Raw genomic sequence first — 26,297 nt, 5'->3', positions numbered from 1 at the left:
TCCATGGCACTACTTCAGATTGCAGAACCAGGGCAAAGCGCCGCTCCTCACCAGCACAAGCTTGCTGTGGGGATTGATTTAGGTACAACAAACTCATTGGTTGCGTCCGTACGCAGTGGTGAGGCGAGCACGCTCGTTGATCAAGATGGTCGTAGCATTCTGCCTTCCGTTGTTCATTATCAGTCAGACTCACACACGACTGGTGATGAAGCTCGTGTAAATGCACAGACTGATCCTAAGAACACTATTATCTCAGTTAAGCGATTGATTGGTCGCTCACTGGCTGATATTCAGCAACGATACCCATCTCTGCCATATCAGTTTGAAGAAAGTGATAATGGCCTACCTGTGATTCGTACAGAGCAAGGTAACAAGAACCCGATTCAAGTATCTGCAGATATTCTGAAAGCGCTAGGTCAACGTGCTGAATCTACATTAGGCGGTGAGCTATCTGGTGCGGTGATTACCGTTCCTGCGTATTTCGATGATGCGCAACGTGCTGGTACTAAAGACGCCGCGCAGCTGGCTGGTCTTCATGTGTTACGTCTTCTAAATGAACCAACGGCGGCAGCGATTGCTTACGGTCTGGATTCAGGCAAAGAAGGGGTGATCGCGGTTTACGACTTAGGCGGTGGTACGTTTGATATCTCCATTTTACGCTTGTCTAAAGGTGTCTTTGAAGTTCTAGCTACTGGCGGTGATTCTGCACTAGGCGGTGATGATTTTGACCACCTTGTTGCTGATCATTTCCAAGAACAAATGGGATTATCAGAGCTAACAGCTGAGCAAAACCGTGCGCTTCTCGATGCAGCAACGGAAGCTAAAATTGGCTTGTCTGAATCAGAAAGCGTTGATGTTGAAGTACTAGGTTGGTCTGGTTCATTAACTCGTGAAGAGTTTGAAGAGATCATCAAGCCTCTAGTTAAGAAAACGCTACTTTCATGTCGTCGCGCTTTAAAAGATGCAGAAGTTGATGCGGATGAAGTGCTAGAAGTGGTAATGGTTGGTGGTTCAACTCGTACATTACTAGTACGTGAAATGGTGGGTGACTTCTTTGGTCGTACGCCATTAACCAGTATTAATCCTGATGAAGTGGTTGCGATTGGTGCGTCAATTCAAGCGGATATTCTAGTAGGTAACAAACCTGATTCAGAAATGTTGCTATTGGACGTAATCCCACTTTCACTAGGTATCGAAACCATGGGTGGCCTAGTAGAAAAGATCATTCCGCGTAACACCACGATCCCAGTGGCTCGCGCACAAGAATTTACTACGTTCAAAGACGGTCAAACTGCAATGACAGTACACACCGTTCAAGGTGAACGTGAAATGGTGGACGACTGTCGCTCACTAGCTCGTTTTGCTCTGAAAGGCATTCCACCAATGGCTGCTGGCGCGGCGCATATTCGTGTGACTTACCAAGTGGATGCTGATGGCCTGCTATCGGTTACGGCTATGGAGAAGAGCACAGGTGTTCAAGCTGAAATCCAAGTGAAGCCTTCTTACGGCCTGAGCGATGATGAAGTTGCTAACATGCTGAAAGACTCTATGACGTTTGCTAAAGAAGATATGCAAGCGCGTGCACTTGCTGAACAACGCGTAGAAGCAGATCGTGTTATTGAAGGCCTGATTGCAGCAATGCAAGCTGATGGCGATGAGCTACTTAACGAGCAAGAAAAGCAGCAACTTCTTCAGGCAATTGAAACCCTGATCGAAGCACGCAATGGCGACAATGCTGATGCCATTGAACAAGAAATTAAGAATACCGACAAAGCGAGCCAAGACTTTGCTTCACGTCGTATGGATAAATCAATTCGTGCTGCACTGTCAGGTCAGTCAGTCGATAATATTTAATAGTTAGAGAATAGATAAACATGCCAAAGATTATTGTTTTACCTCACGAAGATCTATGTCCAGAAGGCGCTGTTTTAGAAGCAAAAACTGGTGAAACGGTTCTTGATGTTGCACTAAAGGCCGGTATTGGTATTGAGCACGCATGTGAAAAATCGTGTGCATGTACAACATGTCACGTTGTGATTCGTGAAGGTTTCGATTCTTTAGAAGAGAGCGATGACCTAGAAGACGATATGCTTGATAAAGCATGGGGTTTAGAGATGGAGTCTCGCCTAGGTTGCCAAGCGAAAGTCGCTGACGAAGACCTTGTTGTTGAGATTCCAAAGTACACGTTGAACCTAGCGTCTGAAGACCATTAAGAACTTCTCTGCAGTCATGGTGGTGTCCGCCATGGCAGAGATAACGGTTTAACAAAACTGGCCTAGAATATAGATCATAAAATGACTAAGTGTCTCTGATAAATATAAGGAAGTGTTATGAGCTTGAAGTGGATTGATTCTCGCGATATCGCAATTGAGCTATGTGATTTGTACCCTGATACAGATCCTAAAACGGTACGTTTTACCGATCTGCACCAGTGGGTATTAGACCTTGAAGAGTTTGACGACGAGCCTAACCACTCGAACGAAAAGATCTTAGAGGCTATTATTTTGTGCTGGATGGATGAGATGGATTAATCATCATATCGATGATTTGGCTATGGAGTGAAATCAACCTCATATAAAACGCAGCCAAGTTAACAATTCTTACTAAAAAAAGCGGACCTTATGGTCCGTTTTTTTATCAAAATGACATTTTACTTCTACATAATGCTAACATCAGTGCGCTAATAAAAAATAATCAGGATCACTCAAGTAAGGTGGTTCTCAGACAAGGAGAAATCATGTCTACACAGATGTCAGTATTTTTAAGTCAGGAAGCTGCCCAGCCTCAGTGGGGAGCAAAAGCTATCTTATCGTTCTCGGAAACAGGAGCGACAATTCACATTGGTGAAGGCCACGATCTTGGTGCCGTTCAACGCGCAGGTCGCACACTTGATGGACAAGGTATTTCATTCGTTTCACTAAGTGGTGAAGGTTGGGGTCTAGAGAGCGTATGGGCTTTCAATCAAGGTTACCGTGGACCAAAGAAAAAGAATACATTGGAGTGGGACGCACTGCCAGAAGCAGACCAAGCTGAACTAGAGGCGCGTATTCGTGCTACAGATTGGACGCGTGACATTATCAATAAGACCGCTGAAGAAGTCGCACCTCGTCAACTGGCAACAATGGCAGCTGAATATATCAAGTCAGTCGCGCCAGAAGGCACAGTTAAAGCAAAAATCGTTAAAGACAAAGACCTACTAACTGAAGGTTGGGAAGGCATCTATGCGGTAGGTCGCGGCTCTGAGCGTACTTCAGCAATGCTTCAACTGGACTTCAACCCAACGGGTGACGAAAACGCACCTGTATTTGCCTGTCTAGTTGGTAAAGGTATTACATTTGACTCAGGCGGTTACAGCATTAAACCAGGTCAGTTCATGACTGCAATGAAAGCGGATATGGGTGGCGCAGCGACTATCACCGGTGGTTTAGGTCTTGCGATTGAGCGTGGCCTGAACAAGCGCATCAAGCTTATCCTATGTTGTGCAGAGAACATGATCTCTGGCCGTGCATTGAAGCTTGGCGATATCATCACATACAAGAACGGTAAGACAGTTGAGATCATGAACACCGACGCAGAAGGTCGTTTAGTTCTAGCTGATGGCCTGATGTACGCAAGTGAGCAAAATCCTGAGCTTATCATCGACTGTGCAACGCTGACGGGCGCTGCTAAAAACGCACTGGGTAACGACTACCACGCGCTAATGAGCTTTGATGACGAGCTGGCTCACCAAGCACTAACGGCGGCTAATCAAGAGAAAGAAGGCTTATGGCCATTGCCTCTTGCGGATTTCCACCGTGGCATGCTGCCTTCAAACTTTGCTGACCTTTCGAACATCAGCACGGGTGATTACACTCCTGGTGCAAGTACTGCTGCTGCGTTCCTGTCTTACTTCGTAGATGACTACAAAAAAGGCTGGATGCACATGGATTGCGCGGGTACTTACCGTAAATCTCCAAGTGATAAATGGGCGGCTGGTGCAACGGGCATGGGTGTTCGCACACTGGCTCGTATTCTTATCGACCAAGCAAAATAATAACGTGAGCGGTGTTTCGATACCGCTCATTGATTACCTTAGATCGAATGATCTTGGTAATTTCAGTATTTAATAACAAAAAAATGAAGTGAAGGAATCCCTATGGCTCTAGAAAGAACGTTCTCAATTGTTAAGCCGGATGCAGTTAAGCGTAACCTTGTGGGTGAAATCTACCACCGCATCGAAAAAGCAGGCTTAGAAATTATCGCTGCTAAGATGGTTCATCTGACTGAAGAGCAAGCGAGCGGCTTCTACGCAGAACACGAAGGCAAAGAATTCTTTGGTCCACTAAAAGAGTTCATGACTTCTGGTCCTATCATGGTTCAAGTACTAGAAGGCGAAAACGCAATCGCTCGTTACCGTGAACTTATGGGTAAAACAAACCCAGAAGAAGCGGCGTGTGGTACTATCCGCGCAGATTACGCAATCAGCATGCGTTACAACTCAGTACACGGCAGCGACAGCCCAGAGTCTGCAGCTCGTGAAATCGAGTTTTTCTTCCCAGAATCTGAGATTTGCCCACGTCCAGCTCAATAAGCGACACAGCAAATGATTCTAAAGGCTTTACTTCGGTGAGGCCTTTTTTGTATGTGGATTTTACGTTAGAGATTCCAGATATCTCGTCCCTCGATTTTGGAATGACGGGGCTGTGTCTTGTTAGCTTGTTGAGATTAGTCAGGGTTTACTAGTTAGTCTCGTCATTCCCGATAGTGACGAAGGAGCGTAGTCGGGAATCTCTGTCGTAGTTGTGGAGGCCAGATATTTAGCCCCAAATCCACTAAATCTCAGCTTACAAATGTGGCTGTTCAAATTTTAATCACTTAAGTTTGAATGTCTTAGTAAACACAGGGTTTTACAGCCCTTGTTGAACATGCGTAAAGGCTGTACAATTCGCGCCCTTAATTATTGTTCCGTCATTGAGAGGCATCATGACCACAGCTAAAGTCAATCTACTCGATTTTGATCGTAAAGGTCTTCGTAAATTTTTCACAGAAGAATTGAATGAGAAAGCTTTTCGCGCAGATCAAGTGATGAAGTGGATGTATCACTTCGGTGTCGATGACTTCGAAAATATGAACAACATCAACAAAAAGTTACGTGAAAAACTTCAACGCCGCTGTGAAATTGTTGCACCTGTTGTTTCTGAAGCTCAACACTCTTCAGACGGCACAATTAAATGGGCAATGAGCGTTGGCGACCAAGACGTTGAGACGGTATACATCCCAGACGGTGACCGTGCAACGCTGTGTGTATCTTCACAGGTTGGTTGTGCGCTAGAGTGTAAATTCTGCTCGACAGCTCAACAAGGCTTTAACCGTAACCTAAAAGTTTCTGAGATCGTGGGGCAAATCTGGCGTGCATCTCGTGAAATCGGTCTAGAGAAAGAGACAGGTCGTCGTCCAATTACTAACGTTGTAATGATGGGTATGGGCGAGCCGCTACTTAACATGAAAAACCTAATGCCATCATTAGAGATCATGCTCGATGACCTAGGTTTCGCACTGTCTAAGCGTCGCGTAACAGTATCTACTTCAGGTGTTGTATCTGGCCTTGATCAAATGACAGATAACATCGATGTAGCACTTGCTATCTCTCTGCACGCGCCAAACGATGAACTTCGTAGCCAAATTATGCCGATCAACGACCGTTGGGATATCCAAGATTTCCTAGCGTCTGTACGTCGCTACATTGCTTCTTCAAATGCTAACCGCGGTAAAGTAACGGTAGAGTACGTTCTATTGGATCATGTGAATGACGATATGGACCACGCTCGTGAACTTGCAGAGCTAATGAAAGATACGCCATGTAAGATCAACCTGATTCCATTTAACCCTTACCCAGGTTCACCATACAAGAAGCCAAGCAACTCTCGTATTGACCGCTTCCAAAAAACGCTAATGGAATATGACTACACAGTAACGGTTCGTAAAACGCGTGGTGACGATATTGATGCAGCATGTGGCCAGTTGGTAGGTGATGTTATCGATAGAACTAAGCGTACTAAAATGCTTAAAGCGGCTTCAGAAGCTAACTTGGTTGCCGGTGGTGTGATTGAAGTAAAAGCGGTTTAAAACGCGATTTGAATCTAAACAAGCCAGAAGTCTTACTTCTGGCTTGTTGCGTTTTTGGAACTTCGTTTTCTATTTTTTAGACTTCTTGCCCACGCTTTCTTACATTTTTCGTCAATTTTTGGACAAAAGCATGAGCTGACGGTAAATTTTGTTGAAAGTATTTTTGCCTTGTAATGGCATTGGCTTATGATTAACTAATCTTAAATTAATTTAAGTGCTCGCTTGTTACCGACCATCAATATGTCTATTTAGGTTGACTACTTGATAAACTAGCTTCCTGAGAACGTCATTAATAATAAAATGCATGTCGTTCGTCTTTAAGGGTTGATGAGTTGGGTAACAGGACAAATTCCACATAAGTGGGTTGCTAGAATGAGCTTAAACGACAATAAAAAACGCTCTCGTCGACCTGCGATAATATTTTAGAAGTTCACTCTCTATGAACACAGAAAACGACACACAAGCGCAAGAACCGATCGCTCCAGCTATAGAAGCGGGGACGCTACTGAAAAATCAACGAGAAGCTCTTGGTTTAACACAAAAGCAGATCTCGGATCGCCTAAAACTACGCATTTCTTTAATTCAACAAATTGAAGAAAACCAATTTGAGTCAGACCAAGTCGCAACCTTTATGCGTGGTTACATCCGTTCATACGCTAAATACGTCAATCTTGATGAAAAAGTGGTATTGAACGCGCTTCGCCACTCCGGTGATGCTCAACATGAAGATCAAGAAATGCTGAGCTTTTCTCGCAAGACGAAAACAGAAAAGCACAACAGCCGTATTATGCTGCTGACTTGGGGTATCTTTGCAGTTATCGTCGGTATCTCTTCACTGTGGTGGTGGCAGAATCAACAACAAGATACCCTATCTCAATCTCTGACTAACACTGAAAGCTCAGAAGAGCTTGCGGTGGAAGAGTCACTGGACCCTGAGTTCGCCTCTTTAGAAGTGATTGAAGCTGAGCAGAACGACGCTGCGGCTTCTGTAATTGAAGATACTGAAGGACTTACTGCAATCAGTGATGCGACAGATACTTCAGCTGCACTTGACGTGACTGATGAACAACCAGCAGTCGACGTAGAACCAGCTGTTGAATTAGAAACCGTTGAAGCAACACCTGCTCCTGAAACAACACCTGAAGTGGCAACCAAAGTGCTAACGATGCAGTTTACTGCAGACTGCTGGATTCAAGTTAAAGATGCGACCGGCAAAACCTTATCAACTGGCATCAAAAAAGCGGGTCAGTCACTAAATCTATCAGGAACAGCGCCATATAAAGTGATTCTTGGTGCGCCAGAAGGCGTATCCATGACATTTGCAAGTGAACCTGTCGACCTTTCTGGGTATACTTCAGGCAAAGTAGCCAGAATAACCTTACCTTAGAGTTAATATGCAACACGAATCTCCTATTATTCGTCGCAAATCAACCCGTATTTATGTGGGTGATGTGCCGATCGGTGATGGTGCACCTATTGCTGTGCAATCCATGACCAACACAAGAACAACAGACGTAGCCGCAACCGTTGCTCAGATCCGAGCTCTGGAAAATGTAGGCGCTGATATCGTTCGCGTATCTGTACCGACTATGGATGCCGCTGAAGCATTTAAGCAAATCAAGCAGCAGGTTTCTGTTCCTTTGGTCGCTGACATTCACTTTGACTACCGTATTGCGCTGAAAGTAGCTGAGTACGGTGTAGACTGTCTGCGTATCAACCCAGGTAACATCGGTAATGAAAGCCGTATCCGCTCAGTTGTTGATTGTGCTCGTGATATGAATATTCCGATTCGTATTGGTGTTAACGGTGGTTCTCTTGAGAAAGAGATTCAAGAGAAATATACAGAGCCAACAGCAGAAGCGCTTGTTGAATCAGCGATGCGTCACGTCGATATCTTAGACCGTCTCAACTTTGACCAATTTAAAGTGAGCGTTAAAGCATCTGACGTATTCCTAGCTGTAGGTTCATACCGTTTACTGGCGAAACAGATTGATCAACCGCTTCACCTTGGTATTACCGAAGCTGGTGGTGCACGTGCTGGTGCGGTTAAGTCTTCTGTTGGCTTAGGTATGCTTCTTTCTGAAGGTATTGGCGATACGCTACGTATCTCGCTAGCTGCGGATCCTGTTGAAGAGATCAAAGTTGGCTTCGATATTCTTAAATCTTTGCGTATTCGCTCGCGCGGTATCAACTTCATCGCGTGTCCGAGCTGTTCTCGCCAAGAGTTCGATGTTATTAACACCGTAAACGCGCTTGAAGAGCGTCTAGAAGACGTAATTACCCCAATGGATGTTTCTATCATCGGTTGTGTGGTGAACGGCCCAGGTGAAGCGGAAGTATCTCATCTAGGTCTAGCGGGTAGTGCTCGTAAGAGTGCCTTTTACGAAGATGGTAAGCGTCAGAAAGAGCGCTTTGACAACAACGACCTTGTTGATCAGCTTGAAGCTAAGATTCGAGCAAAAGCATCAGTGCTTGATAAAGCAAATCGCATTGATGTAGAAAACCTAGAAGATTAATAAAACGCGATGAGGTGCGGTTGTCTATTCGCATCAACACCTGATCGTGAGAAATTACGGAATAAATATTGTGGCTAAAAATATCCAAGCAATCCGAGGCATGAACGACTGCCTACCTACTCAATCACCACTGTGGCAGAAAGTAGAAAACGCAGTGAAGAACGTGGTGAGTGCACACGGTTACAACGAAGTGCGTATGCCTATCGTTGAAGAAACAAACCTATTTAGCCGCGCAGTGGGTGAAGAGACAGACGTTGTTTCAAAAGAGATGTACACCTTTGATGACCGTAATGGCGATAGTCTAACGCTACGTCCAGAAGGCACAGCGGGTTGTGTACGTTCATGCATCCAAAACAGCCTTATTAACCGTGATGAACAACGCCTATGGTACATGGGGCCAATGTTCCGTCACGAGCGTCCTCAAAAAGGTCGCTACCGTCAATTCCACCAGTGTGGTGTGGAAGTGTTTGGCCTAGACGGTCCAGACGTTGACGCAGAACTTATCATGATGACTGCACGTCTATGGCGTGAGCTAGGCATCGACAAGCACGTTCGTCTAGAGCTGAACTCAATCGGTTCTACTGAAGATCGCGCAAACTATCGTACAGCACTTGTTGCTTTCCTAGAACAGCACATTGATGTGCTAGACGAAGATTGCAAACGTCGCATGCACACAAACCCACTTCGTGTACTAGATACTAAGAACCCAGACGTTCAAGCGATCTTAGGTGACGCACCTCGACTTTCTGAATACTTGGGTGAAGAGTCGAAGCAACATTTTGCTGGTTTGTGTGAACTTCTTGATGCTGTTGGTATCGAATACCAAGTTAACGAGCGTCTAGTACGTGGTTTGGACTACTACAACCGCACAGTATTTGAGTGGATCACTGAAAGCCTAGGTGCTCAAGGTACCGTATGTGGCGGTGGTCGTTACGACGGTCTTGTTGAGCAACTGGGTGGTAAAGCAACACCAGCTGTTGGTTTCGCAATGGGCTTAGAGCGTCTAGTCTTAATGATGGAAACGCTAGAGCTAACAGAAGTTCGTCGCAGTGTTGACGTTTACATGGTTGCAGCTGGCGAAGGCACAATGATCGCGGGCATGCAACTAGCGAATCAATTACGTGATACCGTTGAGGGTGTACGTGTAATGAGCCACTTCGGTGGTGGTAGCTTCAAGAAGCAATTCAAACGTGCAGACAAAGTCGGTGCTGTAGTTGCTCTGGTACTGGGTGAAAACGAAGTAGCAGACAACACTGTGGTATTGAAAGATCTGGTTGGTGGTGAACAAGAAGTTGTTGCCCAAGCAGACGTTGCTGCCAAAGTAGCTGCGCTAATCTAATTAGCCTTAGAGCAAACGCTCATAACGAATATTTACGTCAGTACTATGCTGGTGTTTAAAGAATTAAAGAGGACAGGAAGTGGAACTTTACGATAGCGAAGAGCAGCAGGTTGAAGCCATTAAAGAGTGGTGGAAAGAGAACGGTAAAGCCGTAATCTTCGGTGCGGTTATTGGTTTAGGTGGTCTATTCGGTTGGCGCTACTACCAAGATTCAGTCGTTGAGGCGCGTGAAGCTGCTTCAGAAAGCTACACGACAGTGATCTCTGCTTTGGATGCAAAAGGCGTTGATGCTCAATCTGATATTCAAGCTTTTATCGACGCGAACAAAGACGCTGAATACTCAGTACTTGCGGCTATGCAGCTAGCAAAAGTACAAGTACAAGCGGGTGAATTATCTGCAGCACTTGAGCAGCTAGAGTGGGCAAAAGCGGCAACTAAGGATGCGGCACTTTCGCCATTACTGACTTACCGTGTTGCTCGTATCAAATCTGAGCAAGGTGAATTTGATGCTGCTTTGTCTGATCTTGCTGCAGTAACGGACGAGTCTTGGAAAGGCCGCGTGGCTGAATTACGTGGTGATATCTCACTTCGTAAAGGCGACACAGACGCAGCATACAGTGCTTACACAGAAGCACAGCAAGCTCTTGATGCGAGCCAAACGCTTCAAATCAAACTTGATGACCTAGCTAAATAAGGCGCTTTGAATGAAGAAGATGTTTCCAAAAGCGGCGTTGTGTGCGATTGCTCTTGGCCTGTTAGCTGGCTGTGCGGGTGAAGAAGACACCGTAATCATGGCGCCAGTACCAACGGTAAACAGTGAGTTCACTCCTAAACAGGAATGGTCGACCTCGGTTGGTGATGGTGTTGGTCACTACTTTTCAAAACTGACACCTGAGCTGGCTTACGACAAAGTGTTTGTTGCAAGCCGTGAAGGTCTGGTTAAAGCGCTTGATCCTGAAACGGGTAAAGAGCTGTGGAAAACAGATCTTGAGAAAGATGTGCTGGCTCGTTTGTCTGGTGGCTTAACTGCAGCTTACGGCAAAGTGTTTGTTGGTTCTGAAAACGGTGAAGTAATCGCACTGGATGAATCGACTGGCGAAGAGCTGTGGCGTGTATCGGTAAACGGTGAGGTGCTAGCATCTCCTGCCACTGACAACAACATGGTCTTGGTTCATACTAGCCGCGGTATGATGCTCGCGCTAGACCAAGAGACCGGTGAACAGAAGTGGACAATCAGTACTGAAGTTCCAAGCCTGACACTACGTGGCGACAGTGCTCCTGTTGCTGTTTCTGGTGGTGTGTTTTGGGGTACGGCAAATGGTCGTCTAGCAGCAGCTATTGTTGAGCGCGGTCAGTTAATTTGGCAACAACCTGTTGGTACACCAAAGGGCGCGACGGAAATCGATCGCTTGGTTGATGTGGATGCATCGCCAGTAGTACTGGGGGGTACTTTGTACACGGTTGGTATCAATGGTCAGTTGATTGCCATTGATCTACGCTCTGGTAAGCCAGTTTGGAAACGTAACTACTCGTCAGCGATTGATTTAGCAAGTGACGGCAGCCGTTTGTTCCTTGTTACAGATAAGGACCATGTGGTTGCAGTTGATGCTCGTAGCGGTACTGAACTTTGGAGTACTCCACTGCTAGAAAACCGTTTACTGACAGCACCTGCTATCATTAACGGATACGTTGTTGTGGGTGACACAGAAGGTTATCTTCATTGGTTAGATCGTTCAACAGGTGAGTTCGTTGCTCAGCAGTTGGTTGATGACAGCGGCTTTGCTGTAGCGCCAATTGAACTGCCTGAAGGCTACTTAGTGACGACTCGCAACGGCGATGTAAAGAAACTGACGATTAGCCAATAAAAGCGTGATATAATTCACAGTCGGCTCCTGGTTGGTAACAGCCAGGAGCCGTTTTATTGTTAAAAATTAATAAACCATGTGGTTATAGGTAAGAGTTTAAACTTGCGAACAAGTGCTTACCTATAACTACATTAAGAGAAGAAATTGTAGAGGTTGTTATGGTACCTGTTGTTGCTCTAGTAGGGCGTCCGAACGTAGGTAAATCTACGTTGTTTAACCGATTGACTCGAACTCGTGATGCATTGGTTGCGGATTTCCCTGGCTTAACGCGTGACCGTAAATATGGCCATGCTCAACTTGGTGAGCATGAGTTTATTGTTATCGACACTGGTGGTATCGACGGTACCGAAGAAGGTGTTGAAACTAAAATGGCAGAGCAGTCATTAGCTGCGATCGACGAAGCTGATGTTGTGCTGTTCATGGTAGATGGCCGTGCTGGTCTAACACCATCTGACGTTGCTATCGCGAAGCACCTTCGTCAACTAGAAAAGCCTTCAATGCTTGTAGTAAACAAGGTTGATGGTATTGACCCTGACGCAGCAAGTGCTGACTTTTGGCAGCTAGGTGTAGAAGACATGTACCAAATTGCTGCAGCGCACGGTCGTGGTGTTACAGCACTGATTGATCTTGCTCTAAACCCATTTGCTGAAGCACTGAAAGCTGAGCAGGGTGAAATTAGCGATCTAACAGAATTTGAAGACGAAGAAGTAGAGCAGGTTGATTTCACTGAAGAAGAAGCGGAACAAGAGTTTAAGCGTCTGCAAGATCAGCCAATCAAGCTTGCAATTATTGGTCGTCCAAACGTAGGTAAATCAACGCTAACTAACCGTATCTTAGGTGAAGAGCGTGTGGTTGTTTACGATATGCCTGGTACTACTCGTGATTCTATCTACATCCCAATGAGCCGTGATGAGCGTGAATACGTTTTGATCGATACCGCGGGTGTTCGTCGTCGTAAAAACATCAACGAGACTGTAGAGAAGTTCTCGGTTGTTAAGACATTGAAAGCGGTTGAAGATGCGAACGTTGTTCTACTTGTTATTGATGCTCGTGAGAACATCTCAGATCAAGACTTGAGCTTACTAGGCTTTGCATTGAACGCTGGTCGTTCAATCGTGATCGCAGTAAACAAGTGGGATGGCCTAGACAACGACGTGAAAGAGCGCGTTAAGAAAGAACTAGACCGTCGTTTAGGTTTCGTTGATTTCGCACGTATTCACTTTATCTCTGCACTTCACGGTACTGGTGTTGGTCACTTGTTTGAGTCGGTTCAAGAGGCTTACAAGTCAGCGACAACCCGTGTTGGTACGTCTGTTCTAACTCGTATTATGAAGATGGCGACTGATGATCACCAACCGCCTATGGTTCGTGGCCGTCGTGTGAAACTGAAATACGCGCACGCGGGTGGTTATAATCCACCAATTATCGTTATCCACGGTAACCAAGTTCGTGACCTGCCAGATTCATATAAGCGATTCCTGATGAACTACTACCGTCGTTCACTAGAAATCATGGGTACGCCAATCCGCATTCAATTCCAGAACAGCGAAAACCCATTTGAAGCTAAGACGAATAAGCTAACTATATCTCAAGAGCGCAAGCGTAAGCGTATGATGAGCATGGTTAAAGGACGTAAATAGTCCTCTCTAATAGATTTGATACCCGAGCCTGTCTCGGGTATTTTTTTAAGCAAAATTTACGTTATTTGATAACCGCACCTTGCGAGGAGTTATCAGTAAGCGACCTAGACTAGATTCCAAAAGAAGAACGACATGACAACGAGCGACTTGATTACACCTGCAGCAATCACACCGACCATCACCCAATTCTGCCACCAGACTTGGCAGCTTGAGGCAAAGGTTCTGCATGTTGAAAGTGATGAGAGCAAAGCCTACTTAATCACAGATGTGACTCCTTTTCACCCAATTAGCCATATTTGGCCAGATCACCCTGCGGATAAAGGCACTGTTAACTTTGGCGACCTGCAATATACCGTTGATGATTGCTTAGTGGGTGCGATAGAACAATCTACTGGAAAACTTTATGTAGCAGCAGATATTCCTGTTAAGCGAGATACAGAGGGTTGGGTATTTGTGGTGGTCCATCAGCTACCTGCATCTGCTTCTATGATAACGATTAACGAGCAGGTATCGTTATCGGTTGATAAAGAGTATCAAGCAAGCCTTAGCCGTGGTCATAGTGCGGGACACGTCGCCTTCTTAGCGTTGAATAAGGTCTTAGCTGACAGCTATTGGCGCAAAGATACAGACCGCAAAGATCCACTGGGCAGCTATGACTTTAATAGCTACGCTCAAGTAACCAGCTTTGTAACGCCTGAACAATGTACAGACACTTATCGCTTGGGTAAAACCTTGAAGAAGCGCGGCCTTAATGTGGCAGACATGCTAGCGAACCTTAAGGTCATTGAAGCAGATGTTAATGAGCTGATTTCTGTTTGGTTAGCACAACCAACGGCGGTTACGATGAGGCTAGAGGGGGAGGCTTTAACAGACTCTCGTTACTGGAAGTGGCAGCTTGATGCAGATACTCAGGTGACCATCCCTTGTGGTGGTACACACATTGGGAATACCGCAGAATTTGGTACGCTGTCCGTTAGGTTAACCCAGTTAGATGACCAAAACATTGAAATGCTGACGCATGTAATTCGATGATTTGAGCAATAGATCAAAAAAACTTGTGCTGCATATTCTATTTTTCACTGTCACTTTTAATATAATCAACTGTTTAAAATTGAAATGCAGCATATGTAACTTATGCTTTCGGTATGTGGTGATATAAATATTCTTTTTGGGGTAGATCGCTGATCAAAATAGATAAAGCGAAAGATCAACCTATGATCTTCGATTGTGTGTCGCGGTAATTAAGTGTGTTATTGTTAATCATCAACATGCTGTACCCGATTAAACAATTGAAAGCTTTAGTTAATGGAACAACAATTTTTATTAAAAGGCCACCGAGCAGTCAATAGGTTGCTTCGGAAGCTTGCCCTTGGGATGGATCGCAAGGACTTAAACCGCAAGATCATAGAGCTCACAGAACAGCTTTTTGGTCAGCGTATGGCTTCAATTTTAATGCTCAACGCTGAGTCTCAGACTTTGCACCTCGAATATGCTCCAAATTTGCCTGATTTCTATAATCAACAGATAGAGGGCGTTGGTATCGGTGTTGGAATTGGTTCGTGTGGTGAGGCTGCTGCGCTTAAAAAAGCAGTGATGGTCTCAGACATCAATACCCATCCTAACTGGGCACCTTTCTTAGCGTTAACAACCCAGGCTAACCTTCATGCGTGCTGGTCTGTGCCAATTCTTTCTTCAAACGGGCACGTGCTCGGTACTTTCGCTATTTATAGTCAATATGTTTCCGAGCCACATGAATTCGAGCTTGAGATCTTAGAGCTGCTCGCTTCTCTATATTCGGTGGCATTAGAAAAGTACGAGCTAGAAAACCAGCTTTACTTTTTCGCTAATCGTGATTCTCTTACCCATTGCTTGAATCGTCGTGCCTTGTTCAATGAAGCTGAAAAGGTCTTGGCCAAGCCCTTTTTTGCACAGAGGGTGATGGCGTGTCTGTTTGTCGATGTCGATAAATTCAAATTAATCAATGACACCTATGGTCACAGCTTTGGTGATGATGTGCTATTGGCGGTTGCTAGGGTGCTTGATGATGCTACTTCAGCGTGTGCCAAGATAGGCCGTTATGGTGGTGATGAATTTGTGGTGTTCTCTTGTTTTGATGACAAAGATAGCGTTGTTAGCTTTTATCACCGACTAGAACAAACACTACAACAAGCGCTTTATATTAATGATGTGCAGTTCTCAGTGAGTGTTGGTCTTGCTTGTGAAAAAGATCCACAGGGGCTAGATCAGTTGATCGCACAAGCTGATAAGAATATGTACCAAATCAAACAAGCGAAATCCAAGCAGTAGTAGATTGTAAAAAGAGTCGTGAATTAGGAAATACTAATGAGTAAAAATATCTGCCCTAAGTGTCAGTCAGAGCTTGGTTGGGACGGACAATATCACTGTGAAAATTGTCAGGCACATTTTACCAAAGTAGGGTTCTGCCCAGAGTGCAGCAGCCAGTTAGAGAAACTTCAAGCTTGTGGTGCCGCGAGCTATTTTTGTAATGGTGAGTGTAACGAGCTTAAATCTAAGTCGAGAGTAAAGTTCGAGTTCCAACCTGCGGAATAACCTTTTTACTAAGCGTTCTTATTAGATACAAAAAGCCCTGTCGATTATCGATAGGGCTTTCTAGTTTTTAACGTTCGAATTAGCTTTCAGCTAGCTCTTAGTTACTCTTGCCGTCACTTGCGACTCAATCACCCCATCTTCAACCTGAGTGGTGATCACTTCACCGACGTCGACGTCATTAATCGATGACACAGTCTTGCTCGATGCTGAATGGGTAATGCTGTAACCACGTTTTAGGGTTGCTAATGGACTTACGGTTTCTAACTTCTCGGCAGCCATCGCAAGCTGGTGGCGAGTGGTTAGCAGAGTTTTATCCATCGCATCTAATAGTTTTTGCTCAGAGCGTTGTAGATGAAGTTTTTGTTCACCCAAGCGTTTAACTGGTGAGTTCAACTGAAGCTGATGCTGCTTACGTTCGACACGCTGTGCATGCTGCTTTAGGTATTGAGCCATACCGCGACGCAGACGCATGTCTAGGTCATCAAGCTGCTGGCTCTGCTTTTGCAGTTGGTAGCTAGGATGTTGTCTTTCTAAGCGGTGTTTCAATGCTTGATTCGATTGAGCTTGTTTGATTAACATGTGGCGAATCGCACTCACTAAGCGAGCACGTTTAGAGGCGAAAGCTTGCTCTTTATGACTGTTGTCGCGGCTAACCAATTCAGCCGCAGCTGATGGCGTAGGCGCGCGCATATCGGCAACGAAATCGGCAATAGTGACATCCACTTCGTGGCCGACAGCACTGATGATTGGAATCTGGCTTGCAGCAATAGTGCGAGCAACGATCTCGTTGTTGAAGCACCATAAGTCTTCTAATGAACCGCCACCACGGCCCACGATCAATACATCACACTCATTGCGCTCATTGGCACGTCCGATCGCTTGGGCAATCTGAATTGCCGCTTCTTCGCCTTGAACCATGGTTGGGTAAACCACAACTGGTAACGAAGGATCACGTCTTTTCAAGACATCCAGAATATCAAACAGTGCAGCGCCAGTTTTAGAGGTGACAACACCAACGCGCTTTGGATGCTCAGGAAGAGGTTGTTTACTCGATTGAGCAAACAGCCCTTCAGCGGCGAGATTCATCTTCAGCTTTTCAAATTCTTGCTGAAGTTTACCGTCACCTTCTGGCTGCATGCTTTCGATGATCAGTTGGTAGTCACCACGTGGCTCATAGAGAGACAGGCGAGCTTTAACTAATACTTGATTACCATTTTGAGGTTTAAAGGTGACTCGGCGGTTATTGCCACGAAACATGGCACACTTAACTTGAGCGCGAGAGTCTTTAAGAGTGAGGTACCAGTGACCAGAGACAGGTGCAGAGAAGTTTGAGATTTCACCAACGAGCCACACTATTCCCATTTCGTTTTCTAGTAGGAGACGAACCTCTGAGTTGAGGCGAGAAACAGTAAAGATGTTTGGATTAGTCATAGATGCACTATCTTTCCTTGAAGGAAGGTTTTTCTTGGAACTTCACAGGGCGTGAGTATGGAAGATAGCGGTAATATAATACATATCAAGGGGGTAAATGCAAATTAAAAATACAAAAATGTGTAGCCAAGCGATTTCCCTGTGCGTATAATCCCTCCGCAATATCTAATCCAAAGCACTTCATTATGCGAAACGATGAAGTCGGATTTTTCTTTCTACTCCTCAATTGTGAGATATTGCAAATGCTAAGAATTGCCAAAGAAGCGCTGACATTCGATGACGTACTACTCGTGCCAGCTCACTCCACTGTTCTCCCAAACACAGCTGATCTTCGCACTCAGTTGACTAAAAACATTTCACTGAACATCCCTATGATTTCTGCGTCGATGGATACCGTGACGGAAGCTCGTCTGGCTATCGCACTCGCGCAGGAAGGTGGCATTGGCTTTATCCACAAGAATATGTCTATCGAGCAACAAGCTGAAATGGTTCGCCAGGTAAAAATTTTCGAAGCAGGCGTGGTTTCTCACCCTGTAACAGTAAGCCCTGACGCAACGATTGCTGATGTTGTTGCCCTGACTGAGAAGCACGGTTTTGCTGGCTTCCCTGTAGTGACTGAAACAAACGAACTGGTTGGTATCATTACTGGCCGTGACGTTCGCTTTGTAACAGACCTTTCTAAGAAAGTTGACGTAGTAATGACGCCTAAATCGCGTCTAGCTTCTGTTAAAGAAGGTGCAACTCGCGAAGAAGTTCAAGAGAAAATGCACGAAGCTCGTGTTGAAAAAGTACTTGTTGTAAATGATGACTTCCAACTAACAGGAATGATCACTGCAAAAGACTTCCATAAAGCAGAACGTAAACCAAACGCTTGTAAAGATGAGCGCGGCAGCCTACGTGTAGGTGCAGCTGTTGGTGCTGGTGCTGGTAACGAAGAGCGTGTTGCTGCTCTTGTTGAAGCTGGCGTAGACGTTCTACTTATCGACTCTTCACACGGTCACTCTGAAGGCGTACTTAACCGTATCCGCGAAACTCGCGCTGCATACCCAGATCTACAAATCATCGGTGGTAACGTAGCAACTGGTGCTGGCGCTCGTGCTCTTATCGAAGCGGGTGTAAGTGCAGTTAAAGTTGGAATCGGTCCAGGTTCTATCTGTACAACTCGTATCGTTACTGGTGTTGGTGTTCCTCAAGTAACAGCAATTGCAGACGCAGCGGAAGTTGCAAACGAATACGGTATTCCAGTAATCGCAGATGGCGGTATCCGCTTCTCTGGTGATATCTGTAAAGCTATCGTTGCTGGCGCATCTTGTGTGATGGTTGGTTCAATGTTCGCAGGTACTGAAGAAGCACCAGGTGAGGTTATCCTTTACAACGGTCGTTCTTATAAGTCTTACCGTGGTATGGGTTCTCTTGGCGCTATGTCTCAAGGTTCTTCTGACCGTTACTTCCAATCTGACAACGCTGCAGATAAGCTTGTTCCAGAAGGTATTGAAGGTCGTATCGCGTACAAAGGTCGTCTAAAAGAGATCGTTCACCAACAAATGGGTGGTCTACGCTCAAGCATGGGCCTAACAGGTTCTGCGACGATTGAAGACATGCGTACTAAAGCTGAATTTGTTCGTATTTCTGGTGCGGGCATGAAAGAATCTCACGTACACGATGTTCAAATTACTAAAGAAGCACCTAACTACCGTTTAGGTTAATAATACGTCCAAACGTTTGAATAATGTGCTGATTAAATCGGCACATTATTATACCAATCGTAGTAAATAACTGGTCACCCTAGCTTGTTAAAAACCTCGATAACTGCGTTAGGATTTTTGATTGTAGAATAACTACTTATCAGAAAATCCTGCCTTGTTCTCAAGCTTTTTTCCTGCGCTATTCCTGAACACTTACTTACTGTGATTGGTATTATATCTAGCGCCTGTTTTGATGAAGGTCTGATTTTCTCAAAACACGAGGTTAAAGATATCCAACGAAAACGTTTGCTTTATTTCTTGAAGAGTTAATCAGAGGTGAGTAAACTCGCCTCCGTTTGATCACATAGCCAATAAGACTGCTTAAAATGACTAAAAATATTCATGACCAACGTATTCTAATTCTAGACTTCGGTTCTCAATACACACAGCTAGTTGCTCGTCGTATTCGTGAGATCGGCGTTTACTGTGAACTTTGGAGCTGGGACGTAGACGAAGCGGATATTCGTGAATTCAATCCAGACGGTATCATCCTATCTGGTGGCCCTGAGAGTGTAACGAAAGAGAACTCTCCACGTGCACCCCAGTACGTGTTTGATTCAGGTGTTCCTGTATTTGGTATCTGCTACGGCATGCAAACTATGGCTGAGCAACTTGGCGGTAAAGTAGCAACGTCTACTGAGCGTGAGTTCGGCTACGCAGCGGTACAAGTGACTGGTGAATCAGCACTGTTCGCTGACCTTGAGTCTACTCAAGATGTTTGGATGAGCCACGGTGATAAAGTGGTTGAGATCCCATCTGATTTCACAAAGATTGCTGAAACAGACACTTGCCCATACGCAGCAATGGCAAACGAAGAGAAGAAATACTTCGGTGTTCAATTCCACCCAGAAGTAACACACACTAAGAACGGCATGAAAATGCTAGAGAACTTCGTTCTTAACGTTTGTGGTTGTGAAGGTCTATGGACCTCAGCTTCAATCATTGAAGATGCAGTTGCACGTATTAAAGAGCAAGTAGGTGACGACGAAGTTATTCTTGGTCTTTCTGGTGGTGTTGATTCATCAGTAGTTGCAATGCTTGCTCACCGCGCTATCGGTGACAAACTAACGTGTGTATTCGTAGATAACGGCCTACTTCGTCTGAACGAAGCTGAGCAAGTTATGGATATGTTCGGCAACAAGTTTGGTCTAAACATCATCAAAGTAGACGCTGAAGATCGTTTCCTAGAAGCGCTTAAAGGCGAGGCTGAACCAGAAGCTAAGCGTAAGATCATCGGTCACGTATTCGTGGATATCTTCGATGAAGAGTCAAAGAAACTGACAAATGCTAAGTGGCTTGCTCAAGGCACTATCTACCCAGATGTCATCGAGTCTGCAGCATCTAAGACTGGTAAAGCACACGTAATCAAATCTCACCACAACGTTGGTGGTCTTCCTGATGATATGGAAATGGGCCTTGTTGAGCCTCTACGTGAGCTGTTTAAAGATGAAGTACGTAAGATCGGTCTAGAGCTAGGTCTTCCATACAACATGCTTTACCGCCACCCATTCCCGGGTCCAGGTCTAGGTGTTCGTGTTCTTGGCGAAATCAAGAAAGAGTACTGTGATCTACTGCGTCGCGCAGATGCTATCTTCATTGAAGAGCTTCACGCTGCAGACCTTTACCACAAAGTATCTCAAGCATTCACGGTATTCCTACCAGTACGTTCAGTTGGCGTAATGGGCGATGGCCGTAAGTACGATTGGGTTGTATCTCTACGTGCAGTAGAAACGATCGACTTTATGACTGCTCACTGGGCGCACCTACCATACGACTTCCTAGGTAAGGTATCTAACCGTATTATCAACGAAGTTGATGGCATTTCACGTGTTGTTTACGATATTTCAGGTAAGCCACCAGCAACTATCGAGTGGGAATAATCTCTTAGAGGTTTAACTGCTATTTGATTTAGTTATTAAAAGCCCCGAACTCAGTTCGGGGCTTTTTTGTTTTCCACGTCTTATAGTCAATGGTTGTGGTTTGAAGGCGGCTTATTGAGCGTAAGAAACCAAATTAGTTGGAAATTAGATATCAGCTCAAGAAACCATGAGACGCATTGTTACCTTTAGCTATACATAAAACTATTACTCGCACTTTTTATAAATTCATACCGCAACAGCTAGGCTATTTCCCATGTGCCACATACTCTTTGATGGACTTATTAAGGGCAGATAAGAGAATCCATCATGTTAAAAATCATATATTTGGCGACTGTACTGGGCTGCACCTTGGCAGCACAAAGTCATGCGTCTTTGAACATTCAACCTGATCCGAAAAAACCGAATGGTTATCTTGTTGAAAAGTCGGCATTACAAGCTGCTGAACAAGCAAAAACCTCGGACCCTATGTATGCGATCTGGTCACAGGCTTATCATTCAGAGCTGCATTATCTTCGGCTTATTTCTTTGCCGCGATTACCTTGATCTCGCTGATGGCTTACTACGGCGTGAGAAAACTGTCGGATGGCGTTTCTGTGTACCTAAAAGGCATGGGTAACATGATGCCGGTTGCGATTATTTTGGTATTGGCGTGGGCATTAAGCACGATTGGTAAAGAGTTAGGTGCTGCGGCTTATATTGCAGAACAAGCGCAGATCGGTTTCCCTTACTGGTTAGTGCCTGCTGTAGCCTTTTTACTCTCGGCTATTATCTCATTCGCTACGGGTTCGTCATGGGGAACCTTTGCCATCATGATGCCGTTGGTTATCCCAACCGCGGTTGCAATTGATGCACCGCTGTTGGTTGCGATTGGTGCGGTGCTTTCTGGTGGTTTGTTTGGTGATCACTGCTCACCGATCTCTGAAACCACCATCCTCTCTTCAACAGGTGCCGGGTGTGATCAGTTTGAGCACTTTAAGACGCAATTACCTTACGCATTAATGAACGGTTGTATTGCTTTAGTGAGCTTTGTTGTCGCAGGCTTTACTGGTAGCTCGTTGGTCGTGTTAGGTGCACTTGTCGCCCAACGGGTTGTAGTAACACTGCTAGCCAAGCGTGACGCGAGTAAGAATGCATCTTCAGAAGTTCAATCTCAAGTGTCTGAATCTAAAACACAAAAAGCGTAATTTAAGATTACGAATAATAGACTAGATACGGGATGCGAGTAATCGAGTAACGAAGAGCTCTCTATTGTCCTTCATTTCATCCCTCACATTTCCTTTGTTCCATTCGTCATTCCCTATAGCGAGGCACGAGCGCAGTAGGGAATCTCTTTCGTTTATCCTTGGTGTAGATACCTAAAGGCAGGTTCTAGATTCTAGACTAGCTCTTCGCATCCCGTTACTCGCATCTTTTTATAGCGTGATAGTGAACTCCCACGCATATTCATCATGAATGTAAATTGCCAAAACTAAATCAAAATACCAATAGGATCATTTCAACAACCTTAGTTTTCGATAACTGGATTATCCCAAAAGCGATTTATCAATTAAAATTTCATTACAATTTTTATTGGTTTTTTTTAACCCCCTATTTGATAAAGGTAAATTCGCAATGTCGACCAAACTAGCTAACCCAGCGCCGTTAGGCTTAATGGGTTTCGGTATGACCACTATTCTTCTTAATATCCACAACGCAGGTTTCTTTCCACTAGATTCAATGATCCTTGCGATGGGTATTTTTTACGGTGGTTTAAGCCAAGTTATCGTTGGCACAATGTGCTTCAAACGTGGTGACACGTTCGGTACAACTGCATTTACCTCTTACGGCTTATTCTGGTTGACACTTGTTGGTCTAATCGTAATGCCTAAAATGGGCCTACCAGCAAGCCCAGCATCATTCATGGGTTGGTACCTACTTCTATGGGGCATCTTTACAGGCTTCATGTTCATCGGTTCTCTATGCTACCCAGTAGCGAAGCAAGTAGTATTCGGTTCACTAACTATCTTGTTCTTCCTTCTTGCAGCTCGTGATTTCACTGGTAGCCAACTGATCGGCACTATCGCTGGTTTCGAAGGTATCTTCTGTGGCGCTTCTGCTATCTACTTCGCAATGGCACAAGTAATCAACAACGAATATGGTCGCACAGTACTGCCAATCGGTGAGAAGAAAGCATCTCAAATGGCAACACAAGAAATCGCGGCATAATCTCGCGTTTCTTAGAAATATAAAAAAAGGGTTAGCCATGGCTAACCCTTTTTTGCATTTGCTTTAAAGAAAAACAGAATCTAGAGCAACTTATCGTTTAAAAGCTGTAATTGAAGGCCTTACGCTGAAGGCTGTTCTACTGGCTTGCTATCTGCCACTTCAGCTTCTGGCGACTTACCCGTTTTACGCTTGTACTTCTCTTCCCAGTAAGTTGCACCTTTGATGCCTAGTTTTACAGGGTTGAATATGTACTCGGTCACGCCTTTACTCTGTTGCTCTTCGTAGTCAGCCAAAGCTTTTAGCGCAGGCTTAGATATGAAGAAGATGATCAGAATCCCAACGATGTTTAACCACGCCATTAAGCCTACGCCAACGTCACCCATTGCCCATGCAAGGTTCGCTGCTTTGACCGTGCCGTAGAAAACCGCAGCGATCATGATAAGTTTAAGCGCAAACATCATCCCTGGGATCTTGATGGTGCGTCGCAGGTAAGCAATGTTCGTTTCTGCGATGTAGTAGTAAGCAAGAATTGTTGTAAATGCGAAGAAGAACAGAGCAAATGCGATGAATGGTTTACCAACACCCGGTAGTGCACTTTCAATCGCTAGCTGTGTAAATACAGGACCATTCGCGCTCACGTTTTCAGCAAGATTTTGCACAAGGAATGCACCTTCAGTCCCGCCATGTACATTGTAAGCGCCAGTGATGATGATCATAAACGCCGTAGCTGAACAAACGAGCAGTGTATCGATGTAGATAGAGAATGATTGAACCAAACCTTGCTGAGCTGGGTGATCAACACTTGCTGCCGCAGCTGCGTGAGGACCAGTACCTTGACCCGCTTCGTTTGAGTAAACACCACGTTTAACACCCCAACCAATCGCAGCACCGAAGCCTGCCATAGGTGTGAATGCATCACCGATAATCATAGAGAACACAACTGGCACTTGGTCAATATTAAGTAGGATGATAATGAAGGCGATGATGATGTAAGCCAATGCCATGAATGGAACAACAATTTGCGTGAAGTTCGCTATACGCTTAACGCCACCAAAGATGATGAAACCAAGAATAATTGAGATAACGGTACCAGTGAAGATTTTAGCGAAACTGAATGTACCTACCGCTGTTTCTATCATTGAACCTGAACCAAATGCAGCTTCTACAGCGTTACCGATACTGTTTGACTGAACACCTGGAAGTAAAATACCACAAGCAAAAATCGTCGCGATTGCAAAGATCCATGCGTACCACTTCTGACCCATTGCTTTTTCGATGTAGTAAGCCGGGCCACCACGGAACTGGCCTTCGTCTTCTTCTTTATAGATTTGCGCTAACGTAGATTCTGCAAATGCAGTCGCAGCACCAAAGAAGGCAACAACCCACATCCAGAATACCGCACCAGGGCCACCGAAACCGATAGCAGCAGCAACACCTGCAATGTTACCTGTACCTACACGGCCAGATAGAGAAACAGCAAGTGCTTGGAAAGATGAGATACCTTTATTCGAACTTTTACCAGATAGTAACAAACGCCACATTTCAAAAAAGTGACGGATTTGTACAAATCGAGTCATGACCGAGTAGAACAAACCAGCACCTAAACATAGATAGATAAGTACTGGACTCCAGATTATTCCATTCAAAAAATCAACGAATGACTGCATGAGTATTTTCCCTGTTAGTTTTACTTGTGATTGTTTTTCGAACAACACAATACTTCACTTGTAACCTGATTGTTAAATTATTTAACTGCTCATTCGGATTACTGTGACATAAAGCATGTTGTGGGGGCGGATTGTTAATAATTAGTGCTATTTAGATAGTTGTTTTATTTAAAATTAAATGCAACCGGTTGTATATTTTGGGTTTTAAAAAGTGCATAAATAGTGATTAACACAAAAGTGTGAGTTGTTTGAAGGATAGATAATGGGTTGAGATCGAAAACTGCTCTTTTAGTCGATTGGAAGTAACGGCTGTAACCGGCGGAATGTTATCGAGAAGTTAGAATATATCACCTCTATTTAGATCTCTGACAGCTTGAAGAGGAGGTGTTATTTTGAAGGAGGGAGTGGCAAGAGGGCACGCTACATCCGCAGCAGTGCCCAGTTAAAAGCCTGTTTTAAACAACATTGAATCCCTGTTTTATCAACTCTTGAGTGAATTCAGACTGGATATCTGGTTCGCCATGAATCAAATACACTTCTTTGGGTGCCACAGGAATGCCAGCAATAAAGCGCTTCAGATCTTCTTGGTCGGCGTGAGCAGAGTAGCCAGACATGCCATGAATTTGAGCACTCACTTCCACTTGCTTGTTGTCGATGGATACCTGCATTTCACCTTGTTGAAGCGCTCTTCCTAGCGTGCCGTGCGCTTGGTAGCCCGCCAGAATTACATCGGTTCGTTTATCGGGCAGTAAGGCGGATAAGTAGTTCATGATTCTGTCTCCCTGACACATACCAGAAGCCGCGACCAAAATCGCAGGTTCACCGGTTGAACGCAGTCTATTGACGATTTTCTTATGCATTCTGTGCCCATCGACAGTAATGCACTGCTCAAATGCCAGTGGATGACGTTTCAGTTCAAGCCGTTGTTTTGCCTCTTGGATCCAGAGTTCTTTAAAGCGTCGGTAGGAGCGGGTGACTTTCAGAGCCATCGGTGAATCAAGAATGATAGGAATGTCGGCACTGAGTTGATGCTCAAAGATCAGTTGCTCAATATCAAACAGGAGTTCTTCTGTGCGGCCAATACTGAATGCCGGGAGCAAGATAACACCACCATCGAGTAGCGAACGATCGATGATCGCTTTAAGGCGTTCGGCTCGTGTCGCAATATCATCGTGTGTGCTAGTGCCATAGGTCGATTCGATAAACAGGTAGTCGGCCTGTTGAGGAGGCATAGGATCGGGCAGTAACGATGTATTACTTGGCCCTAAGTCTCCTGAAAACACCACTACTTGTTGATTGGGTAACTTTATCTCAATATAGGCAGAACCCAAGA

Annotated in this window: 23 protein-coding genes; 20 read left to right on the top strand and 3 right to left on the bottom strand. The window is 44.9% G+C overall.

Going from position 1 to position 26,297, the window contains the following annotated elements:
• Positions 1-3 precede the first annotated feature (3 nt).
• The 15 genes from hscA (at position 4) to ACTRWI_RS00465 (ending at position 16,036) form a co-directional block, all read left to right on the top strand.
• Positions 4-1,854, top strand: a complete 1,851-nt coding sequence (hscA, locus tag ACTRWI_RS00535; protein WP_499128392.1) for a Fe-S protein assembly chaperone HscA — start codon at positions 4-6, stop codon at positions 1,852-1,854.
• A gap of 20 nt (positions 1,855-1,874) precedes the next feature.
• On the top strand, positions 1,875-2,213 hold the full coding sequence (gene fdx, locus ACTRWI_RS00530) for an ISC system 2Fe-2S type ferredoxin (protein ID WP_004740336.1): 339 nt from the start codon (positions 1,875-1,877) through the stop codon (positions 2,211-2,213).
• A gap of 117 nt (positions 2,214-2,330) precedes the next feature.
• Complete coding sequence (gene iscX / locus ACTRWI_RS00525; protein ID WP_004740335.1) at positions 2,331-2,531, top strand: Fe-S cluster assembly protein IscX; 201 nt, start codon at positions 2,331-2,333, stop codon at positions 2,529-2,531.
• Between the two features lie 206 nt (positions 2,532-2,737).
• The gene (gene pepB / locus ACTRWI_RS00520; RefSeq protein ID WP_499128382.1) at positions 2,738-4,033 is read left to right on the top strand and encodes an aminopeptidase PepB; all 1,296 of its coding nucleotides are present in this window, start codon (positions 2,738-2,740) and stop codon (positions 4,031-4,033) included.
• Positions 4,034-4,135: 102 nt separating this feature from the next.
• A complete protein-coding gene (ndk, locus tag ACTRWI_RS00515; protein ID WP_004740333.1) occupies positions 4,136-4,570 on the top strand; it encodes a nucleoside-diphosphate kinase in 435 nt (144 codons plus the stop codon).
• A 392-nt stretch (positions 4,571-4,962) separates the two neighbouring features.
• On the top strand, positions 4,963-6,105 hold the full coding sequence (rlmN, locus tag ACTRWI_RS00510; protein ID WP_004740331.1) for a dual-specificity RNA methyltransferase RlmN: 1,143 nt from the start codon (positions 4,963-4,965) through the stop codon (positions 6,103-6,105).
• A 439-nt stretch (positions 6,106-6,544) separates the two neighbouring features.
• A complete protein-coding gene (rodZ, locus tag ACTRWI_RS00505) occupies positions 6,545-7,492 on the top strand; it encodes a cytoskeleton protein RodZ (RefSeq protein WP_499128379.1) in 948 nt (315 codons plus the stop codon).
• A gap of 7 nt (positions 7,493-7,499) precedes the next feature.
• On the top strand, positions 7,500-8,621 hold the full coding sequence (gene ispG, locus ACTRWI_RS00500) for a flavodoxin-dependent (E)-4-hydroxy-3-methylbut-2-enyl-diphosphate synthase (protein ID WP_004740329.1): 1,122 nt from the start codon (positions 7,500-7,502) through the stop codon (positions 8,619-8,621).
• A gap of 70 nt (positions 8,622-8,691) precedes the next feature.
• Positions 8,692-9,960, top strand: coding sequence for a histidine--tRNA ligase (gene hisS / locus ACTRWI_RS00495; protein WP_063522634.1), 1,269 nt, complete (start codon positions 8,692-8,694; stop codon positions 9,958-9,960).
• A 79-nt stretch (positions 9,961-10,039) separates the two neighbouring features.
• Positions 10,040-10,654, top strand: a complete 615-nt coding sequence (locus ACTRWI_RS00490; protein WP_499128377.1) for a YfgM family protein — start codon at positions 10,040-10,042, stop codon at positions 10,652-10,654.
• A gap of 10 nt (positions 10,655-10,664) precedes the next feature.
• Entirely contained in the window at positions 10,665-11,825 is a 1,161-nt protein-coding gene (gene bamB / locus ACTRWI_RS00485; protein ID WP_004740326.1) for an outer membrane protein assembly factor BamB, read from the top strand.
• A gap of 158 nt (positions 11,826-11,983) precedes the next feature.
• A complete protein-coding gene (gene der / locus ACTRWI_RS00480; protein ID WP_499128373.1) occupies positions 11,984-13,465 on the top strand; it encodes a ribosome biogenesis GTPase Der in 1,482 nt (493 codons plus the stop codon).
• A 132-nt stretch (positions 13,466-13,597) separates the two neighbouring features.
• Positions 13,598-14,497, top strand: coding sequence for an alanyl-tRNA editing protein (locus ACTRWI_RS00475; protein ID WP_499128370.1), 900 nt, complete (start codon positions 13,598-13,600; stop codon positions 14,495-14,497).
• Between the two features lie 273 nt (positions 14,498-14,770).
• Positions 14,771-15,772, top strand: a complete 1,002-nt coding sequence (locus ACTRWI_RS00470) for a sensor domain-containing diguanylate cyclase (protein WP_499128367.1) — start codon at positions 14,771-14,773, stop codon at positions 15,770-15,772.
• Positions 15,773-15,808: 36 nt separating this feature from the next.
• On the top strand, positions 15,809-16,036 hold the full coding sequence (locus ACTRWI_RS00465) for a zinc ribbon domain-containing protein (RefSeq protein ID WP_499128364.1): 228 nt from the start codon (positions 15,809-15,811) through the stop codon (positions 16,034-16,036).
• 90 nt (positions 16,037-16,126) lie between these two features.
• Here ACTRWI_RS00465 and xseA read toward each other — a convergent pair whose 3' ends face one another.
• Positions 16,127-17,467, bottom strand: a complete 1,341-nt coding sequence (xseA, locus tag ACTRWI_RS00460; RefSeq protein ID WP_499128361.1) for an exodeoxyribonuclease VII large subunit — start codon at positions 17,465-17,467, stop codon at positions 16,127-16,129.
• Between the two features lie 242 nt (positions 17,468-17,709).
• On the opposite strand from xseA, the gene guaB reads away from it, so the two are divergent.
• The 5 genes from guaB to ACTRWI_RS00435 all read left to right on the top strand — a co-directional run bounded on the left by guaB (position 17,710) and on the right by ACTRWI_RS00435 (position 23,297).
• Complete coding sequence (gene guaB, locus ACTRWI_RS00455) at positions 17,710-19,173, top strand: IMP dehydrogenase (protein ID WP_499128358.1); 1,464 nt, start codon at positions 17,710-17,712, stop codon at positions 19,171-19,173.
• A 365-nt stretch (positions 19,174-19,538) separates the two neighbouring features.
• A complete protein-coding gene (guaA, locus tag ACTRWI_RS00450; protein WP_499128356.1) occupies positions 19,539-21,092 on the top strand; it encodes a glutamine-hydrolyzing GMP synthase in 1,554 nt (517 codons plus the stop codon).
• Between the two features lie 306 nt (positions 21,093-21,398).
• A complete protein-coding gene (locus tag ACTRWI_RS00445) occupies positions 21,399-21,635 on the top strand; it encodes a hypothetical protein (protein ID WP_499128353.1) in 237 nt (78 codons plus the stop codon).
• On the top strand, positions 21,632-22,276 hold the full coding sequence (locus ACTRWI_RS00440) for a Na+/H+ antiporter NhaC family protein (protein ID WP_499128351.1): 645 nt from the start codon (positions 21,632-21,634) through the stop codon (positions 22,274-22,276). The genes ACTRWI_RS00445 and ACTRWI_RS00440 overlap by 4 nt, the downstream gene beginning before the upstream one ends.
• A 427-nt stretch (positions 22,277-22,703) precedes the next feature.
• Positions 22,704-23,297 (top strand): acetate uptake transporter, encoded by a 594-nt coding sequence (locus tag ACTRWI_RS00435; RefSeq protein WP_499128349.1) that lies wholly within the window; start codon positions 22,704-22,706, stop codon positions 23,295-23,297.
• A gap of 119 nt (positions 23,298-23,416) precedes the next feature.
• Here ACTRWI_RS00435 and ACTRWI_RS00430 read toward each other — a convergent pair whose 3' ends face one another.
• Positions 23,417-24,964, bottom strand: coding sequence for an alanine/glycine:cation symporter family protein (locus ACTRWI_RS00430; protein WP_499128347.1), 1,548 nt, complete (start codon positions 24,962-24,964; stop codon positions 23,417-23,419).
• A 455-nt stretch (positions 24,965-25,419) separates the two neighbouring features.
• Positions 25,420-26,295, bottom strand: a complete 876-nt coding sequence (locus tag ACTRWI_RS00425) for an MBL fold metallo-hydrolase RNA specificity domain-containing protein (protein WP_499128345.1) — start codon at positions 26,293-26,295, stop codon at positions 25,420-25,422.
• Positions 26,296-26,297 lie beyond the last annotated feature (2 nt).

It is taken from the genome of Pseudoalteromonas sp. G5_S1_14_S5 (assembly GCF_054968605.1).
Note: the sequence above shows the minus strand (reverse complement) of the source record. Positions and strands in the feature narration are given on the sequence as shown.